The sequence below is a fragment of the Kitasatospora sp. NPDC043949 genome (assembly GCF_056435365.1).
In genome coordinates this window covers 48,441-67,150 of sequence record NZ_JBWKEQ010000028.1, presented here as the reverse complement: position 1 = coordinate 67,150, position 18,710 = coordinate 48,441, and the positions used below count along the sequence as shown (strand labels likewise).

Sequence of the window (18,710 nt, the reverse complement as noted above, 5' to 3'; positions counted from 1 at the left end):
TATTGCATCTCTGTGGGCTCCCCCCCCCCCCCCCCCCAGCCCCCCCCCCCCCCCCCCCCCCCCCCCCCCCCCCCCCCCCCCCCCCCGCGGCGGGCCCGCCGGGGGTGCGGGCCTGCGGAGGGTGCGGGCCTGGGTGCGCGCCGGGCGGAGGCCGCTCGGCGCAGCGAACCTAAACCGGTTCAGGAGCGCTGTCAACGACTCGCGCAGCAACCACCCCGTCGGGTGGCTCGGCCCCCGGCGGCGAGGTGGACTCGCGCACGGTCAGCCGCGGTGTGGGCATCTGCAGGTCGCGCCCCGGGCCGGCCTCGTCGAGGGCCGCCAGCAGGCTGCGGGCGACCTGCTCGCCGAGCGCGAAGGTGTCCCGGCTCAGCGCGGTCAGCGGCGGGTGGACGATCCGGGCCAGCACCGAGTCGTCGAAGGAGACGATGGACAGTTCGGCGGGCACCGCGACGCCCATCTCCCCGGCCACGCCGAGCCCGGCGACGGCCATCACGTCGCTGTCGTAGACGATCGCGGTGGGCCGCCGGGGCCGGGAGAGCAGGGTGCGGGTGGCGGCGGCGCCCTCGGCGTCGCTGAAGTCGGTGGGCACCGACACGGCCTCCTCCAGTCCGAGCCGGCGGGAGGCGTCGCGCAGCGCGCGGATCCGCCGCTGGGTGTGCTGGAAGTGCGGCAGCCCGGCCAGGTGGGCGATCCGGTGGTGCCCGATGGCGGCCAGGTAGTCGACGATGGAGAGCATCGCCTCCCGGTCGTCGGCCCAGATCCGCAGCGGGCCGCCGCCCTTGCCGGGCCCGCCCAGGATGACGGCGGGCAGGCCGAGTTCGTCCAGCACCGGCAGCCGCGGGTCGCGGACCTGGAGGTCGACGACGATGAAGCCGTCGACCCGGTGCTCGGAGGCCCAGCGCCGGTAGACCTCGATCTCGGCGGCGGTGTCCTCGACCACCATCAGGTGCAGTGCGACGGAGCTGGCCGAGAGCACCGCCTGGAGGCCGGACAGCAGTTGGCTGAAGAACGGCTCGACGCCGATGGTGCGGGCCGGGCGGGCGATCACCAGCCCGACGGCGTCGGCCCTGGCTCCGCCGAGGGCCCGCGCGGCGCTGTGCGGGCGCCAGTTCATCTCCTCGGCGACCCGCAGGATCCGGGCCCTGGTCGCCTCGCTCACGCCGGGGCGGCCGTTGAGCGCGAAGGACACCGCGCCCTTGGAGACACCGGCCTGGCGCGCGATGTCGGCGATCGTCGGTCTGGCCACAGAACCCGACTCCTCTCTTGACATCCAAGTTTAGGCGGGAGCATAGTCCCTGGCATAGCTAGACCGGTTTAGTAAGACAGGTTCTGGAACTCGGCACCACCCCCGTGACCCAAAACCACCCCCCGAGCTCGGCACGATCCCCCACCCACCCCCAGGACCGGGAGACCCTCATGCGAAGAATCTGGGCGGCACTGACCACGACGGCGTTCACCGCGGCCGCACTCACCGGCTGCGGACTCGGCTCCAGCGAAAGCAAGAACAGCGACAGCGTGGCGAGTGCGGCCGCCACCGGCGAGGTCAAGGGCAAGGTCTCGATCCAGACCTGGGCACTCAAGCCGAAGTTCACCGACTACATGCAGGGCGTCCTCGACGGCTTCAAGAAGAAGTACCCCGGCGTCGAGGTCGAGTGGCTCGACCAGCCCGGCGAGGGCTACTCCGACAAGGTGCTCAGCCAGGCCGCGTCCGGCGGCCTGCCCGACGTGGTCAACCTCCCGCCGGACTTCGCCTTCCCGCTGGCCAAGAAGGACCTCCTGCTGGACGTCCTCAAGGCCGACCCCAAGCTCGCCGACGAGTACGTCGCGGGCGGCGTCGAGGCCTACCGCTACACCGGCCTGAACGGCACCTTCGGCTACCCGTGGTACCTCAACACCGATGTGAACTACTGGAATTCGGAACTCCTGACGAAGAACGGGCTGGACCCGAAGAAGCTCCCCGCCAGCCTGGACGACCTGATCGCCCAGTCCCGGGCGATGAAGGAGAAGTCCGGCGGCCAGACCTACCTGATGAGCCGCAAGCCGGGCCTCGGCGACCTCTACAACGCCGGCGTGAAGCTCATGTCCGACGACGGCAAGTCCTTCACCTTCAACACCCCCGAGGCCGCCGCGCTGCTCGACAAGTACCGCGACGCCTTCAAGGAGGGCCTGCTGCCCAAGGACGTGCTGACCAACACCTACGTCGGCAACTCCAAGCTCTTCAACGCGGGCACGGCCGCCTGGACCACCGGCGGCGGCAACTTCATCACCAGCCTCGCCACCGACAACCCGACGATCGCCCCGAAGATGGTCTCCTCCCCCACCATGGGCGTCCCGCCGCTGTACGTGCAGGGCCTGACCATCCCGAAGAACACCAAGAACCCGGCCGCCGCCGTCGCCCTCGCCCGCTGGGTCACCAGCGCCGAGAACCAGGCCGCGTTCTCCCACCTGACCAGCGTCTTCCCGTCCACCAAGGCCTCCGCGAACGACCCGTTCTTCAGCAAGAGCGACGGCACCAACGCCGGCGACGCCAAGGTGGTCGCCTTCGACTCGCTCGCCAAGGCCAAGCTGATCCAGCCCGTCCAGGTCGACGACGCCATGAGCACCATCGTCAACCAGCAGATCGCGCTGGCCATCAGCGGCGACGCGAGCTCCAAGCAGGCGCTGGACTCCGCCGTCGAACAGTGCAACAAGCTGCTCAAGGGCTGACGGCCAGGCGCCACCCCGACCGTACCGGTCAAGCGGCGGGCCACCCCCGCCCGCCGCACCCGGGAATGACCCGCACCACCCCCAGGAAGGCAACGGCATGACCCACCGGCGTTGGTTCACCCCCTGGCTGCTCGCCGGGCCCGCGATACTCTGGCTGGCCGTCTTCAACCTCTGGCCGGCCGTCAACACGGTGATCCTGTCCTTCACCAACGCCAAGCCCCTGGGCGGCGGGCAGTTCACCGGCCTGGAGAACTACGGGCGCCTGCTCGACGACGAACAACTCGCAGACGCCCTGCTCAACAGCATCGTCTTCATGCTGGTCTGCCTGCCCCTGCTGACCATCCTGCCGCTGCTGCTCGCCCTGCTCGTCCAGCGCAAGATCCCCGGCATCACCTTCTTCCGCACCGCCTTCTACACCCCGGTCATCGCCTCCGCCGTCGTGGTGGCGCTGATCTGGGGCTGGGTGCTGGACGACCGCGGCCTGGTCAACGGCCTGCTCCAGCAGTCCGGTCTGACCGACTCCCCGGTCGCCTTCCTCACCGACCGCTGGCTGCTGCTGTTCAGCGCGATCGCCCTGACCGTCTGGAAGGGCTTCGGCTACTACATGGTCATCTACCTGTCCGCCCTCGCCAACGTCCCGCGCGAACTGCACGAGGCGGCGGCCGTCGACGGCGCCAGCCCGATCCGCCGGTTCTGGCACGTCACCCTGCCCGGGGTGCGGCCGACCATGATGCTCGTCTCCGTCCTCATCTCGGTCAGCGCGCTGCGCGTCTTCTCCGAGCTGTACGTGCTCTCCCACGGCCAGGGCGGCCCGGGCGGGCGGGACATGTCGGTGGTGATGCTGATCCAGATGTACAGCCGCGGCTTCAACGGCCACCTCGGCTACGCCTCCGCGCTCAGCCTGATGCTGTTCGTCATCACCCTCGGCCCGATGCTGCTGCTGATGCGCCTGAACCGGAAGGCGGCCTGAACCCCGTGACCTCCCCCCGTTCGAAGGCCGTCCGCCGCGCTCAAGGTTCCCAGGGCTCGCAGGGATCCCGGGGCTTCAACACCCCCTCCACCGCCCAGACCGCCGGCCGCTACCTGCTCCTGGTGCTCGTCCTGCTGCTGGTGGTCGGGCCGTTCCTGTGGCAGCTCTCCACCTCCCTCAAGGGTCCCAACGAGGACGTCTACACCAGCACCCCGAGCTTCATCCCCGAACAGCTGACCTTCGGCAACTACGGCAAGGTCGCCGAGACCATCCCGGTCTGGACCTACGCCCTCAACTCGCTGATCGTCGCCGCCATCTGCATCACCGGCAACGTGGTCGGCTGCACCCTGGCCGGCTTCGCGCTCGCCCGGCTGCGCTTCCGCGGCGCCAAGCTCGTCCTCGGCCTCTTCCTCGCCACCCTGGTGCTCCCCGGCGAGGTCACCATCGTCTCCCAGTACGTGCTGGTGCGCGGCCTCGGTCTGGCCGACACCCTGACCGGCGTCGCCCTGCCCGGCGCGATCGCCATGCTCAACGTGCTGCTGATGCGCACCGCCTTCGCCGCCGTCCCGCTCGAACTCGACCAGGCCGCCCTGGTCGACGGCGCCACGGTGTGGCAGCGGCTCTGGCACATCGGCCTGCCCAACGTGCGCGGCATGCTCAGCGTGATCGTCATCTTCACCTTCATCGGCGCCTGGGACGACTTCCTCTGGCCCCTGATCGTGCTCAACGACCCGCAGAAGTACACCCTCACCGTCGGACTCCAGTACCTCAACGGCACCTTCTCCGCGAACCCGCGGCTGATCGCGGCCGGCACCATGATCGCCTTCCTGCCGATCGTCGTGGTGTTCGGCGTCTGCCAGCGCTTCTTCTTCAAGGGCGTCGAGGAGGGAGCCGTCAAGGGTTAGGCCCCGGCCGGACGTGTCCGACGATTCCTGACCCCACCGCCCGTTCGCCCCACACCCGTTGAGGACTCACCCGCCCATGAGCAACCCCGCACCGCAGCGCCCCCGCTTCGGCGTCAACTACACGCCCAGCGCCGGCTGGTTCCACCACTGGCTCGACTTCGACCTCGACGCCGTCCGCGCCGACTTCGACTCCATCGCCGCACTCGGCCTGGACCACGTCCGGGTCTTCCCGCTCTGGCCGCTGTTCCAGCCCAACCGCACCCTGATCCGCCCGCGCGCCGTCGAGCAGCTGGCGGCCCTGGTGGACGCGGCCGGCGAACGCGGCCTGGACGTCGCGGTGGACGGCCTCCAGGGCCACCTGTCGAGCTTCGACTTCCTGCCCTCCTGGACGCAGACCTGGCACCGGCGGAACATCTTCACCGACCCCGAGGTCCTCGACGGCCAGGCCGCCTACCTGCGCACCCTCGCCGAGGCGCTGCACGAGCGGCCCAACTTCCTCGGCATGACGCTCGGCAACGAGATCAACCAGTTCTCCGGCGAACCGCACCCCGACCCCGACCGGATCACCCCCGGGCAGGCCGACGCCTGGCTGCGCCGGATGCTCGACGCCTGCGAGCAGGGCGCGCCCGGCCGGATGCACCTGCACGCCTCCTACGACGCCGCCTGGTACCTGGACGAACACCCGTTCACCCCGTGGCACTCGGCCCGGATCGGCGCCGCCACCGCCGTGCACTCCTGGGTGTTCAACGGCACCGCCCAGCGCTACGGCGCCCACTCCACCGCCACCGCGCAGCACGCCGCCTACCTGGTCGAGCTCTCCAAGGCCTGGGCGGACGACCCGGCCCGCCCGGTCTGGCTGCAGGAGGTCGGCGCCCCCGCCCCGCACATCACCGCCGAGGACGCCGCCCGGTTCACCGGCGCCACCGTCGAGGCCGTGCTCGACTGCCCGGACGTGTGGGGCGTCACCTGGTGGTGCTCGCACGACGTGGACCGCTCGCTGGCCGACTTCCCCGAGCTGGAGTACAGCCTCGGCCTGCTCACCACCGACCGCGCGGTCAAGCCGGCCGGCGCCCGGCTGGCCGAGGCCGCCGCCGAGGCGCGCCGCTCCTGGCAGCCGCCCGAGCCGCGCACCACCGCCGTGGTGGTGGCCACCGGGGACGAGGTGACCGCGCCCAAGCGCTCGGTCTGCGGGCCCGGCGGCGCCGTCTACGAGGCGTTCATGCGCCTCGCCGAGGCGGGCGCCCGCCCGACCACCGTCCTCGCCGAGCACGCCGAGGACCAGGCCCACCTGGCCGCGCGCGGGATCACCGAGGTGGTCCACCCGGACGACGTACGTTCTCTCTGACCCTTCGCCTCAGCCGTTACCCCTCAGTCACGCAACGGAGCCCGCTGACATGCACGATGACCGCACGCTGGTCGAGTCCCGCCTCAAGCGCGTCCTGGACGAGCGCATCCGCCCGGCCGTCTACCCCGAGTCCGTCCCGCTGGAGGTCGGCATCTGGACGGCACCCGGCGAGCCCGTCCCGGTCGCCGAGGGCCTGGCCGCGCCGCGCACCCCGATCGCGGTCGGCGACGCCTGGGGCGCGCCGTGGGGCACCAGCTGGATCACCGTGACCGGCACCGTGCCGCAGGCCTGGGCCGGGCGGACGGTCGAGGCGCTGATCGACCTCGGCTTCGACGCCAACATGCCCGGCTTCCAGTGCGAGGGCCTGGTCTACCGCCCGGACGGCACCCCGGTGAAGGGCCTCAACCCGCAGAACCAGTGGGTGCGCATCGCCGCCCCCGCGGCCGGCGGCGAGCAGGTGCTGCTGCACGTCGAGGCGGCCTCCAACCCGGTCATCCTGGACTACCACCCCTTCCTGCCCACCGAGTTGGGCGACAAGGACACCGCCGGCGACCAGCCGCAGTACAAGCTGACCAGGATGGACCTCGCCGTCTTCGACGAGACGGTCTGGCAACTGGTGATCGACCTGGAGGTGCTCGGCGAGCTGATGGCCGAGCTGCCGGTGGACGGCGCCCGCCGCTGGGACGTCCTGCGCGCGGTCGAGCGGGCGCTCGACGCGATCGACCTCCAGGACGTCAACGGCACGGCGGCCGCCGCCCGTTCGGAGCTCACCGACGTGCTGGCCGCGCCCGCCGTGCCGTCCGCGCACCGGATCAGTGCGATCGGCCACGCGCACATCGACTCGGCCTGGCTCTGGCCGCTGCGCGAGACCGTCCGCAAGGTGGCGCGCACCACCGCCAACATGACCGCGCTGCTGGAGGACGAGCCGGACTTCCTCTACACCATGTCCCAGGCACAGCAGTTCGCCTGGATCAAGGAGCACCGCCCCGAGGTGTACGCCCGGGTGCAGAAGGCCGTGGCGGAGGGCCGGTTCGTCCCGGCCGGCGGCATGTGGGTCGAGTCCGACACCAACATGCCCAGCTCGGAGGCGATGGCCCGGCAGTTCGTGCACGGCAAGCGGTTCTTCCTGGACGAGTTCGGGGTGGAGAACCACGAGGCGTGGCTGCCCGACACCTTCGGCTTCACCGGCGGCCTGCCGCAGATCATCCGCAACGCGGGCTCCAAGTGGCTGCTGACGCAGAAGATCTCGTGGAGCCAGATCAACAAGTTCCCGCACCACACCTTCCTCTGGGAGGGCATCGACGGGACCAGGATCTTCACCCACTTCCCGCCCGTGGACACCTACAACTGCTCCATGAAGGGCAGCGAGATCGCCCACGCGGCACGGAACTTCAAGGACAAGGGGGTGGCCCGGCACTCGCTCGCCCCGACCGGCTGGGGCGACGGCGGCGGCGGCACCACCCGCGAGATGGTCGCCAAGGCGGGCCGGATGAAGGACCTGGAGGGCTCGGCCACCGTCCGCTGGGAGAAGCCCGCCGAGTTCTTCGCCAAGGCCGAGGCCGAGTACCCGAACCCGCCGGTCTGGGTCGGCGAGCTCTACCTGGAGCTGCACCGGGCCACCCTGACCAGCCAGGCGAAGACCAAGCAGGGCAACCGGCGCAGCGAGAACCTGCTGCGCGAGGCCGAACTCTGGTGCGCCACCGCCTCGTTGCGCACCGGCGCGGCTTACCCGTACGAGCAGCTGGACCGGATCTGGAAGACCGTCCTGCTGCACCAGTTCCACGACATCCTGCCCGGCTCCTCCATCGCCTGGGTGCACCGCGAGGCCGAGGCGACGTACGCGGCGCTGGCCGCGGAGCTGGACTCGCTGATCGACGGCGCCCAGCAGGCCCTCGCCGGGGACACCGCCGGCGGGCGCGAGCTGGTGTTCAACTCGGCGCCGCACCCGCGCTCGGCCGTCCCGGCCGGCGGGGCCGCCCCGGCCGTGCTCGGCTCGGGCGCCTGCGAGGTCATCGAGCGGCCCGAGGGCGGCTTCCTGCTGCGCAACGGGCTGCTGGACGTGGTCGTGGACGCCGACGGCCTGGTGGCGTCGGTGGTCGAGGTGGCGAGCGGCCGGGAGACCGTCGCCCCCGGCACCCGGGCCAACCTGCTCCAGCTGCACCCGGACTTCCCCAACATGTGGGACGCCTGGGACGTCGACCAGTTCTACCGCAACACCGTCACCGACCTGACCGCCGTGGACGCGCTGACGGCGCTCTCCGCCCCCGACCAGGCCGCCGTCCGGGTGGCGCGCTCCTTCGGCTCGTCCACCGTCGTCCAGACGCTCACCCTGCGGGCGGGCGAGCAGCGGCTCGACATCGACACCGAGGTCGACTGGCACGAGACCGAGAAGTTCCTCAAGGCCGCGTTCCCGCTGGACGTGCACACCGAGCGGTACGCCGCCGAGACCCAGTTCGGCCACCTCTACCGGCCCACCCACACCAACACCAGCTGGGACGCCGCCAAGTTCGAGGCCTGCAACCACCGCTTCGTCCACCTCGACGAGCCCGGCTGGGGCGTCGCCCTCGTCACCGCCTCCACCTACGGCCACGACGTCACCCGCGCCGTGCGCGACACCGACGGCGGCACCACCACCACGGTCCGCTTCTCGCTGCTGCGCGCGCCCCGCTTCCCCGACCCGAAGACCGACCAGGGCCTGCACCGCTTCCGGCACGCCCTCGTCCCGGGTGCGGCGATCGGCGACGCCGTCCGCGAGGGCTACCGGATCGGCCTGCCCGAGCGGCGCGTCACCGGCACCGCCGAGCAGGTCGCGCCGCTGGTGCAGCTGGACAACGACGCGCTGGTGGTCAGCGCGGTCAAGCTCGCCGACGACCGCAGCGGCGACCTGATCGTCCGGGTCTACGAGGCGGGTGGCGGCCGCGCCCGGGGCCTGCTCACCACCTCCTACCCGCTGGCCGGTGCCGTCCCCTGCGACCTGCTGGAGCGGCCCTGGGACGGCACCCGCGGCGAGGTGGCCGTGGAGGACGGCGCGGTGCGGCTGGCGCTGCGGCCGTTCGAGCTGGTCACGCTGCGTCTGAGCGCGGCGGGCTGAGCACCGCCGGCTGACGGGCGGGCGGGGACCCGCCGTTTCGGGGACCCGCCGTTCGGAGCCCCGCTGTTCGGGGCCCCGCTGTTCGGGGCCGCCGTTCGGGGTCTCGCACCCCCGCCCACCGCGCCCCGCATGCCGCACTACGCTGATCGGCGCCCCGGCCCGCCCGCCGGGGCGCCGCCCCCGCCCGAACCCGCCTGGAGCCCGCCGCGATGACCCTCACCCCGCCGCCCGCCGCCACCCCGCTGTTCGCCGCCGTGGACATCGGCGGCACCAAGATCGCCGGGGCGCTGGTCGACGGCCACGGGCGGCTGCGGCACCGGCACCAACTGCCCACCCCGGCCCGGGAGCCGGGCGCGGCCGTGCTCGCCGTCGTGCACGAGGTGCTGGACCGGCTCGCCCGCACCGCCGACTGGTCCGCCGTGACGGCCGTCGGGATCGGCAGCGCCGGCCCGGTCGACCTCGTCGCCGGCTCCGTCAGCCCCGTCAACATCCCCGGCTGGCTCGACTTCCCGCTGGTCGCCGAGGTCGCCGCGCACCCGGCGGTGGCCGCCCGGCGGCTGCCCGTCCAACTGGCCGGGGACGGCGTCGCGATGGCCGCCGCCGAGCACTGGCAGGGCGCCGCCCGGGGCACGGCCAACGCGCTGTGCCTGGTGGTGTCGACCGGGGTCGGCGCCGGGCTGGTGCTCGACGGCGCCGTCCGCCCCGGGCCCAGCGGCAACGCCGGCCACCTCGGCCACATCAGCGTCGACCTGGACGGCGAGCCCTGCCCGTGCGGCTCGCGCGGCTGCCTGGAGGGCCTCGCCAGCGGCACCGCCATCGCCCGCCGGGCCCTCGCCGAGGGCTGGCGCCCGGCCGGGGAGGACCGCTCGGCCCGGGCCGTCGCCGCCGACGCCGAGGCGGGCGACCCGGTCGCGCTCGCCTCCTTCGACCGCGCCGCCCAGGCCCTCGCCGCCGGGATCGCCGCCACCGCGGCCCTGGTCGACCTCGACCGGGTGGTGGTCGGCGGCGGCGTCGCCACCGCCGGCGACGTCCTGTTCGCACCGCTCGCCCGCCACCTCGACCGCTACGCCACGCTGTCCTACATCCGCGGCCTCGACGTCCGCCGCGCCGAACTCGGCACCGATGCCGGGCTGATCGGCGCGGCCGCGCTCTGCCGCTGACCCGAACCCCTCGGAGGCCGCGCCATGTCGCTCCCGCCCTTCGCCCTGCTCCACAACCCGGTCCGCCCGTACGCGTGGGGCTCGCCCACCGCCATCCCCGCGCTGACCGGCACCGCGCCGACCGGCGCCCCGCAGGCCGAACTGTGGATGGGCGCACACCCGTCGGCGCCCTCCGAGCTGCTGTCTCCGGACGGCACCGGCGGGCCGCAGCCGCTGGACGAACTCATCCAGCGGTACCCGAACGCCATGCTCGGGCCGGACACCGTGGGGCGGTTCGGCCCGACGCTGCCGTTCCTGTTCAAGGTGCTCGCCGCCGACCGGGCGCTCTCCCTCCAGGTCCACCCGACCCGGACCCAGGCGGCGGCCGGGTACGCGGCCGAGGAGGCTCGCGGCGTCCCGCTCGACGCACCCGAACGGGTCTTCAAGGACCCCGGGCACAAGCCCGAACTCATCTGCGCCCTCGGGGACTTCGAAGCACTGTGCGGCTTCCGCCCGGCCCCTGGAACGGCCCGGCTGCTGGACGCGCTCGCCGTCCCGCTGCTCGCCCCCTGGGCGGACGACCTGCGCGCGCACCCCGCCGCCGAGGCCCTGCCCGCGCTGCTGCGCCGGGTCCTGGCCGAGGACCGGCCGACCCGCACCCAACTCGGCGACGTCACCAGGGCGTTGCACCGGCTCGCGGCCGAGGGCGGCCCGTTCGCCGAGGCCTGCGCCGGCTACGCCCGCGCCGCCGCGCAGTACCCCGGCGACCCGGGCCTGATCGCCGCACTGCTGCTCAACCACGTCCGGCTCACGGCGGGCCAGGCCCTCTACCTGGACGCCGGGGTTCCGCACGCCTATCTCCGGGGCGTGGGCGTGGAGTTGATGGCCAACTCGGACAACGTGCTGCGCTGCGGGCTCACCCCCAAGCACGTCGACGTCGACGGCCTGCTGGCGGTCACGTCCTTCCGCGCCGATGAACCGCAGGTCCTCACGGCACTCCCAGGCGACCGATTCGAGGACGAATTCCCCTCCCCCGCCGAGGAGTTCAGGCTCTCCCGGCTGCGCCCCGGCCCGGCCGCCGTCCGCGCCGAGCTGCCCACCCCGCAGATCCTGCTGTGCGTCGAGGGCCGCGCCCGACTGCACGCCCCCGGCTTCGCGGACCTCGACCTCCCCCGGGGCGCGTCCGTCTACCTGCGGCCGGGCGCCGGACCGGTCGAGCTGACCGGCCGGGGTGCGGAGCTGTTCCGGGCCACCACCGGCGCGCCGGCCCAGGCCGGCACCGGGTGGCCGAACAGCAGATCGTAGCCGTCCGGGAGCTGCTCGACCACGCGGTCGACCAGTTCCCCCGGGGCCAGGTCGGCGAGGGTGCCGAGCACGGCCCCGATGTCCCACGGCCCGGTCGCCTCGGTCGCGCCGTCGATCCAGCCGACCACGCCGCGCACGAAGCGCTCGGCGGTCAGCGGTTCGGCGGCGGGCCCGGCATCGCGCAGCAGCGGGGCGTACGCCTCGGGCAGCGCGTCGGCGAGCTCGGCCCGTTCGGCCCCGACCAGGTGCTCACCGAGCAGCGCGAGCACGACCCGGATGGCGTGCTCCGCCTCCGCCTCGCTCGGGTACTCCCCACAGTCGACGACGCGGGCGCGGAAGTCCTCCGGGGAGATGGTCATCGCGTCCTCCTTCCGGTCGGCGGGAACCGGCTGCGCTCCGCCCGGAAGCCGGAGGCCGAGAGCCGCCGGCCCTCTCGCGGACGATCCCTGGCCCGGTGGCCCGGAGGCCCGGAGGCGGCGGACGGCTGGTGTGGCGGACGGCCCGTGGCGGACGGCTGGTGGCGGCGAGGTCCGGTCGGCTGCGCCGTCACGGCCCGTGACCGCCTGGGGTTCGCCGGTACCCGTGCTGCTCAGCGTACTGCGGCACGGCGGCACGGCGGCAGGGAGACCGGCCGGACGGATCGACGCCGTTGTCGATCACGCCGCCGGCCCGCGCCCTGCCCGGCGCGGGGCCACCAGGGGACCGGGTGTCAGGCCACCGACGCCCGACACCGTCTGCGGGTGCGGTGCGGCAGAGCGGCGCCCGAGCGGGCCGCCACGCGCTGCGGCGGAGGCGCCGTGACCGGCACGGCCGGTGCGGCGGGCACAGCGGGCACGGTGGACACAGCCGGCGCGGTGGACACCGCCGGCGCGGCCGGCGGGACCGCGACGGCCTGCACGGCATCCGGCATAAACGCCTCGAGAAAACGCCGCTCGTTCGAACTGAGTTTGCGCGAGCGGCCGGATTCACGGTCCCGCGCGACCACCACGGTCCTGGCCCGCATAAAGGTGAGCGGGTCACGGCAGACATTCACCACGACATGCGTGGAACTCCGCCCGATCCGTTCAACCGTCAACTGCACCGACAAGGGCTCGGGCCGGTGGTACAACTGCTCCAGGAAATCGATCTCGTGCCGCGCGATAATGAATCCGGACGGGAACAGGGCGTCCCGGACGGCGGTCTCGTGGTGGCAGAACATGTCGTAAATCCCCTCCTGGACGTAGCCGACCAGCCGGGCGTTGTTGATGTGCCCGTTCTCGTCGACGTCGCTCCACCGGGTGGGGCAGGACAGCACGTGCACGCCCGGGTGCAGCGCGCTCACTGCTGCGTCAGCCCGGCGCCGGTCGCGGCGGGGAGCAGTGCCCGGCGCAACCTCGCGTAGTAACCGGACTGTTCCGCCGCCATCCGGGCCGCCGTCCAACCCTCCTCGGCCGCTTCCGCGGCGACCTGGACGACCAGGCTGTCGAGCACCGCGTCGACCGACCGGCAGAGTTCGGCGACCGCCGCGAGGCGCTCGGTGACATCGGCGCCGACGGCCGCGCCCCGGGCCGGGAAAGCGGCCAGCGATTCCGCCGCGAGTTGCAGGTCGTCGACGGTGTCCGGCATTTTCTCCGGCATGTTTTCCGGCATCAAATTCGACACGTTTTTCTCCATGACTCATTCCGGCCATTACGGCCCGGTAACTAGTGTTCGAATACACCGAATCGGTGTCGGCCCCCCGACGCCTTCGACGCTATCCCAGCCGACACGGTCGACGGATGGTTTACGGACGGCGACGGGAAACTCACTCCTATTGGAGTAGTTTGGCGGGGTACACAATATGCCCCATCATCCGAATGCCGTCGGCAGAACGGGTGGCATCGCCGACCCGAACCCCGAAACCGACACCTGCACGTCGCGGATCTGCTACCAGCCTCCCCACCACCTCGCCTTGTAGAGATGCGTCCCGCGCAGCATCCGCGTCCCGTCCGGCCGGTGCAGGGTGATCACCGAGGTGCACCAGGAACACGGCCCGCTGTGGTCGGGGGCCACGGTCAGCAGCCGTCCGGTGCCGGGCTCGTCCCCGACGCTCTTCACGTCCCGGACGGCTGCGGGCTCGCCCAGCCGCACGGCGGTGAAGCGGTCGGCCGCCGGGTCGTACCGCCACAGGCCGGTCAGCGTGCTCACCCAGAACCGTCCGGGCTCGGCCAGCACCGGCGCGAGGTCGTGCCCGCCGTGGTCGGGCAGCGGCGTCGAGCGGACGGCGGTCAGGGTGGGCGCCGCCGGGGTGCCGCCCACCCGCAGCGCGGTCAGCACGTCGTCGCCGAGCACCCAGAGCAGGCCCGTCCGGCCGTCCCAGTGCACGCCGTGCGCGCCCGGGAGCGGGTAGCCTGCGTGGGCGGTGGCGCGCGGCCCCTGCGAGGCCGCGTACAGCCGCACCCACCCGCCGCCGCTCGCCGCGACCGCGACGTTGCCGTCCGGCAGCAGCTCGATGCTGTGCGGATTGGCCGCCCCGCCCAGGTCCGCCGCCCAGCGGGTCGCGCCGGTGGTGGTGTCCACGACGGCGGCCAGGCCGCCGGAGGCGGTGGTCAGCAGGTAGCGCCGGCCCTGCCGCACCCGGCTCTTCGCCTCGTCCGGATTCGTCCAGCTCCGCGCGGGCGTCAGGTCCGCGAGCCCGGCCGCCCGGTCGGCGCTCCAGCCCCACACGACCGGCAGCCGCCCCGGGCCCCGGTAGGCCATCAGCTCCTCGGCGCTCTGCAGCACCAGGACGCTACGGGACTCCTGGTCCACCACCACGACCGCCCACCCGGGCGACCTGGCCTGCGCGCCGGTCGCCGGCACGCAGAACAGCAGGACGCACAGAGCGCACAGGGCCACCAGCGTTCTCCTCAGCACGCCCCCACCGTGCTTGCTCCCGGGCCGCTTTGCACGGCGGAGCGTCCGAACGGCCGTGGCGAGCGCGGTGGCGGATCCGGGGTGGCGAATCCGCCACCGTGTTCGCCACCGTCCGGATCCGCCACCGTGTTCGCCACCGTCCGGATCCGCGCGGGCGCCCTCCCTCACGCCCGGACCCGCGCGGCCGCGTTCACTACCTCCCGGAGACGGCGTCCGCGACGCGGGCGATCGGCGAGGTGGCGGCCCGTCCGCCCGCCTCCTGGCGGTCCGCCGCGTGGTAGGCCGCGTACATCGCGTGCACCCCGATCCAGCGCAGCGGCTCGGGCTCCCAGCGGCGCACGGTGTGGCCCACCCAGGGCAGCCCGGTCAGCCTGGTGTCCCGCCCGAGGACCAGGTCGCGCAGGGTCCGGCCCGCCAGGTTCGTCGTGGTCACCCCGCTGCCGACGTACCCGCCCGCCCAGCCGAGGCCACTCGCACGGTCCAGCTCCACGGTGGCGCACCAGTCCCGGGGGACGCCGAGCACGCCCGCCCAGGCGTGGTCGATCCGGGCGCTCGCGGCCGCCGGGAAGAAGCGGTTCAGGATCTGCCGGAGCTGGCGCACGGTCTCCACCTGGGTGCCGCCGTCCGCATCCGTCCGCGAGCCGAACCGGTACGGCACGCCCCGGCCGCCCAGCGCGATCCGGTCGTCCACGGTGCGCTGCGCGTACATGTAGGCGTGCGCGAAGTCGCCCAGCACCTCGCGGCCCTGCCAGCCCGCGTCCGCCCAGAAGGCGGGCGGCAGCGGCTCGGTGGCGATCATCGCCGAGTTCATCGGCAGCCAGGTCCGCCGCTCGCCGCGCAGGCCGGCCGTGAACCCCTCGGTGGCGCGCAGCACGTACTCGGCGGTCACCGTGCCCTGCGGCGTCACCGCGCGCGGCCGGGCGAACGCGGTGCCCGGCAGGATCGCCGTCACCGCCGTCCCCTCGTGCACCGCCACCCCGAGGTCCCGCACCACCCGCGCCAACCCGCGTACCAGCTCGGCCGGTTGGATCCGCGCACCGTACGGCGTCCAGGTGCCGCCGAGGGCGCCCGCGACGGCGATCCGGTCGGCGGCCTCCTTGGCGCCCAGCAGCTCGACGCGGCCCTCGCCGTACGCCCGCTCGGCGGCGGCGAAAGCCTTGAGCCTCTCCAACTGGGCTCTGTTCCTGGCGACTTCGAGCACCCCGCCACGCACGATGTGCGCGTCGATCCGCTCGGCGGCGGCGACGTCCACGACCTCCCCGACCGCCTCGTCCATCGCCCGCTGCATCGCCGCCGCCGCACCCGGGCCGTACCGCTTCGCGAACGCGCCCCGGCCCGCGAAACCGTTGTACAGCCACCCGCCGTTGCGGCCCGAGGCGCCGTAGCCGCAGAACCGGCGCTCCAGCACCGCGATCCGCAGCGACGGCTCCGCCTTCTTCAGGTAGTACGCCGTCCACAGCCCGGTGTACCCGCCGCCGACGATGCACACGTCCACATCCGCGCTCCCGGGCAACGCCGGCCCCGGCTCCGGCAGCCCGCTCGCCGCGTACCAGAACGACACCTCGCCGTTGACCGCCACCAGAACCTCCCACACCCGTCGCCGACCTGCCCGGACGCTACGCCGCACCGGTCACGCCGGAACACCCCCACACTGCCAAGATCCCCCCGCCCGGCCAGCCACCCTGTCAGACCGCCAGCAGCTCCAGCACCCGCGTCCAGCTGTACGCCCCCGGTGTGAACTCCGCGATCCGCACACCCATGCTCCGCAGCCTGGCCAGGCTCTCCCCGTACGCCGGATGCGCCGCCTGCGCCGCGCTCAGACAGGGCTGCACCGCCACCGGGACGCCCCACCCGTACGACTCGCAGAGGATGCCGAGCGCCAGGGTGTCCGAGATCCCCGCCGCCCACTTGTTGATCGTGTTGAACGTCGCCGGGGCGACCACGACCGCATCCGGATCCGGCAACGGCCGCGGATCCCCCGGCTTCCGCCAGGCCGAACGGATCGGATACCCCGTCCGCGCCACCAGCTCCTCCTCGTCGATGAACCCCATCGCCCGCGGAGTCGCCACCACGCCCACCTCCCACCCCCGCCCCTGCGCGGCGGATACCAACTCCCCCACCCCACCCGCGACTCCGGCCGCACACACCACGACGTAGAGCATCAATTTCGTCTCCCCGCTGTTCCTGTCACTGGCACATCACCGTCCCCCAGAGCGCGATCAGCATCATCACCCCGGCCACGGAGACCCCACACGCTAGCCACACCCGCACCGGGTCGGCGATCCCACTCTCACCCCTCACGGCCGCCCCACTACCAGGTCCGCATGCACGACCTTCCCGCACGGCTCGACCACGGCTCCCCGACGCCCCTTCGTCAGCTTGTGCACCAACGCCAGCCGCCGGTGGCACTCCTCGTCCTCCCCCGCAGCCATCAGTACCGGCAACGACAACCGGATCGCGGAGTTGCACGACCACATTACGGCGCTCCAGCGCGCCGCATGAGGAAAGGAACAGCTCATGACCGAGGACGGCAGGATCTTCCGGGAGGCGTGGATCGCCGGAGTGAAGCGGCACTTCCCCGGAGAGCCGAAGCCCGGCTGCATCGCCTCCTGGGAGGAGACCCCCGACTGGGAACGACCCTGCGCCGCAGCCGTGTTCGGGCAGGTTCGGGACTTCGTGGCCGTGAGCGGCGGGACGACCGTCAAGCTCTCCCGCGAGCAGAAGGGGCGCTTCGTCTCGCTCTGCTGGATCGCCCAGATCCACAAGCACATCGAGAGCCCCAAGCCCGGCTACGTCGCGGATTGGAACGACCTGCCCAAGTGGCAGCAGGAGACCGACGCCGACATCTTCGAGGCGATCGAGCGACTGGTTTAGGTAAGCCCCGGGTGTCCGCCCCTGCGGCGCGCAGGGGCGGACACCATCACACAGCGCCGGCCGGATCGCCGTTCATACCCCGCAGGTCGTAGACCGTCAGGACCACGGCTTCGGCCCCCGCTCCTCCTGCGCGCGGACGACCGTCGCCGGTGCCGCGTGGTGCCCTGGTGGTCCCGGGCGCGCCGGCCCGACGAGAGGAGACGCTCCGTGAACCCGTCCACCCCGTACAGGAATCGACCACTCCGGCTCAGCGCGGCGGCCGTCGCCGCGGGCGCCCTGCTGTTCGGCGTGACCGCCGCGCCGGCAGCCCAGGCGGCAGGCCCCCGAGCCGACCTCGTCCAACAGCGGCTCGACGCGCTGGTCCGGCAAGACGGTGTGCCCGGCGCGCTGGCCACCGTGCGGGACCGGAACGGGCACACCCGCACCTCCACGGCCGGGGTGGGCGATCTCGCCACTGGCGCGGCGGTGCCCGTGGACGGGCAGGTCCGGGCGGGCAGCAACACCAAGTCCTTCACGGCCGTCGTCGTCCTGCAACTCGTCGCCGAGGGCAAGGTCGATCTGGAGGCCTCCCTCGACACCTACCTGCCGGGCCTCGTCCGCGGCACCGGCGCCGACGGCAGCCGCATCGACGGGCGGAAGATCACCGTCCGCCAGATCCTCCAGCACACCAGCGGCCTGCCCGACTACACCCACTTCCTGCCCGACCAGAGCCTCTCCCAGTACCACGAGCCCCGCGACCTGCTCGACCTCGCGCTCGCCCAGAAACCCGACTTCGAGCCCGGCAAGGGCTGGAAGTACTGCAACACGGGCTACCTGATCGCCGGTCTGATCATCCAGAAGGTCACCGGGCGGCCCGCCGGCGAGGAGATCACCCGGCGGGTCATCGACCGCATCGGCCTGCGCCACACGTACTTCCCCGCCCAGGGCGACATGACGGTGCACGAGCGCCACCCGCACGGCTACTTCACCGAGGAGCCCGGCGGCCAGCCGCTGGACGTCACCGAACAGGACATGTCCTGGGCCTGGACGGCCGGCGCCCTGGTGTCCACGAACAGCGACCTGAACCGCTTCTTCCGCGCCCTGCTCGGCGGCGAGCTGCTGGCCCCGGCCCAGCTCGCCCAGATGCAGGTCACCGTCCCCGCCGAGTACATGGGCCCCGGCGGCCGCTACGGGCTGGGCCTCGCCAGCCGCCCGCTGTCCTGCGGCGGTGTGTACTGGGGCCACGGCGGCACGCTCCCGGGCTACGTGACGCGCGGTGGTGTCACCGAGGACGGTCGCGCCGCCGACATCGCCGTCACCATCCTGCCCTCCGCCGACGTCAAGCAGCGCGTCGCCGACGCCGTCGACGCCGCGCTCTGCCGTTGAGGCGCTGAGGCGCTGAGGCGCTGAAACCTCCAGGCCCGGAAGCGGACCCCGGGCGAGGGGGGTGGGGGGGGGGGGGGGGGGGGGGGGGGGGGGGGGGGGGGGCCCTAGGTTGTTCGCGGGTGGGGGAAGGGGGTGG

16 protein-coding genes are annotated in these 18,710 nt (G+C 73.1%); 9 read left to right on the top strand and 7 right to left on the bottom strand.

Features of this window, described 5'->3' with window-relative positions; all coding sequences use genetic code 11:
* Window positions 1–169: 169 nt before the first annotated feature.
* Entirely contained in the window at window positions 170–1,246 is a 1,077-nt protein-coding gene (locus AC07AL_RS23025; protein WP_363581810.1) for a LacI family DNA-binding transcriptional regulator, read from the bottom strand.
* A 170-nt stretch (window positions 1,247–1,416) separates the two neighbouring features.
* Between AC07AL_RS23025 and AC07AL_RS23020 the strand changes: the two genes are divergently transcribed.
* The 7 genes from AC07AL_RS23020 to manA all read left to right on the top strand — a co-directional run bounded on the left by AC07AL_RS23020 (window position 1,417) and on the right by manA (window position 11,461).
* The gene (locus AC07AL_RS23020; protein WP_363581808.1) at window positions 1,417–2,706 is read left to right on the top strand and encodes an ABC transporter substrate-binding protein; all 1,290 of its coding nucleotides are present in this window, start codon (window positions 1,417–1,419) and stop codon (window positions 2,704–2,706) included.
* Window positions 2,707–2,803: 97 nt separating this feature from the next.
* Window positions 2,804–3,676 carry a carbohydrate ABC transporter permease gene (locus tag AC07AL_RS23015; RefSeq protein WP_363581806.1) on the top strand — a complete coding sequence of 291 codons (873 nt, stop codon included), beginning with the start codon at window positions 2,804–2,806 and terminating at the stop codon, window positions 3,674–3,676.
* Window positions 3,677–3,681: 5 nt separating this feature from the next.
* On the top strand, window positions 3,682–4,581 hold the full coding sequence (locus tag AC07AL_RS23010; protein ID WP_478318011.1) for a carbohydrate ABC transporter permease: 900 nt from the start codon (window positions 3,682–3,684) through the stop codon (window positions 4,579–4,581).
* 76 nt (window positions 4,582–4,657) lie between these two features.
* Window positions 4,658–5,926 (top strand): glycoside hydrolase 5 family protein, encoded by a 1,269-nt coding sequence (locus AC07AL_RS23005; RefSeq protein WP_363623716.1) that lies wholly within the window; start codon window positions 4,658–4,660, stop codon window positions 5,924–5,926.
* Between the two features lie 49 nt (window positions 5,927–5,975).
* Window positions 5,976–9,017, top strand: coding sequence for an alpha-mannosidase (locus AC07AL_RS23000; RefSeq protein ID WP_363581799.1), 3,042 nt, complete (start codon window positions 5,976–5,978; stop codon window positions 9,015–9,017).
* A gap of 209 nt (window positions 9,018–9,226) precedes the next feature.
* A complete protein-coding gene (locus AC07AL_RS22995; RefSeq protein WP_400803118.1) occupies window positions 9,227–10,177 on the top strand; it encodes an ROK family protein in 951 nt (316 codons plus the stop codon).
* 24 nt (window positions 10,178–10,201) lie between these two features.
* Window positions 10,202–11,461: a mannose-6-phosphate isomerase, class I gene (gene manA / locus AC07AL_RS22990; RefSeq protein WP_400803121.1), complete on the top strand. Its 1,260-nt coding sequence runs from the start codon at window positions 10,202–10,204 to the stop codon at window positions 11,459–11,461.
* On the opposite strand, the gene AC07AL_RS22985 is transcribed toward manA, so the two are convergent.
* From AC07AL_RS22985 to AC07AL_RS22960, 6 genes are all read right to left on the bottom strand, one after another.
* On the bottom strand, window positions 11,344–11,820 hold the full coding sequence (locus AC07AL_RS22985; RefSeq protein WP_079135401.1) for a DUF2267 domain-containing protein: 477 nt from the start codon (window positions 11,818–11,820) through the stop codon (window positions 11,344–11,346). The genes manA and AC07AL_RS22985 overlap by 118 nt on opposite strands.
* 350 nt (window positions 11,821–12,170) lie before the next feature.
* Complete coding sequence (locus AC07AL_RS22980; protein WP_363628367.1) at window positions 12,171–12,782, bottom strand: acyl-CoA thioesterase; 612 nt, start codon at window positions 12,780–12,782, stop codon at window positions 12,171–12,173.
* Complete coding sequence (locus tag AC07AL_RS22975) at window positions 12,779–13,114, bottom strand: hypothetical protein (RefSeq protein WP_363581794.1); 336 nt, start codon at window positions 13,112–13,114, stop codon at window positions 12,779–12,781. Before AC07AL_RS22975 ends, AC07AL_RS22980 begins: the two co-directional genes overlap by 4 nt.
* Window positions 13,115–13,366: 252 nt before the next feature.
* On the bottom strand, window positions 13,367–14,335 hold the full coding sequence (locus AC07AL_RS22970; RefSeq protein WP_363628366.1) for a DUF6528 family protein: 969 nt from the start codon (window positions 14,333–14,335) through the stop codon (window positions 13,367–13,369).
* 193 nt (window positions 14,336–14,528) lie between these two features.
* Entirely contained in the window at window positions 14,529–15,917 is a 1,389-nt protein-coding gene (locus AC07AL_RS22965; RefSeq protein WP_363628425.1) for an NAD(P)/FAD-dependent oxidoreductase, read from the bottom strand.
* Between the two features lie 103 nt (window positions 15,918–16,020).
* The gene (locus AC07AL_RS22960; protein WP_400803131.1) at window positions 16,021–16,497 is read right to left on the bottom strand and encodes a flavoprotein; all 477 of its coding nucleotides are present in this window, start codon (window positions 16,495–16,497) and stop codon (window positions 16,021–16,023) included.
* 355 nt (window positions 16,498–16,852) lie between these two features.
* Here AC07AL_RS22960 and AC07AL_RS22955 point away from each other — a divergent pair, with 355 nt between their 5' ends.
* Together AC07AL_RS22955 and AC07AL_RS22950 are read left to right on the top strand one after the other, a co-directional pair.
* Window positions 16,853–17,209 (top strand): hypothetical protein, encoded by a 357-nt coding sequence (locus AC07AL_RS22955; protein ID WP_363581790.1) that lies wholly within the window; start codon window positions 16,853–16,855, stop codon window positions 17,207–17,209.
* A gap of 207 nt (window positions 17,210–17,416) precedes the next feature.
* Entirely contained in the window at window positions 17,417–18,574 is a 1,158-nt protein-coding gene (locus tag AC07AL_RS22950; RefSeq protein WP_478318010.1) for a serine hydrolase domain-containing protein, read from the top strand.
* Window positions 18,575–18,710 lie beyond the last annotated feature (136 nt).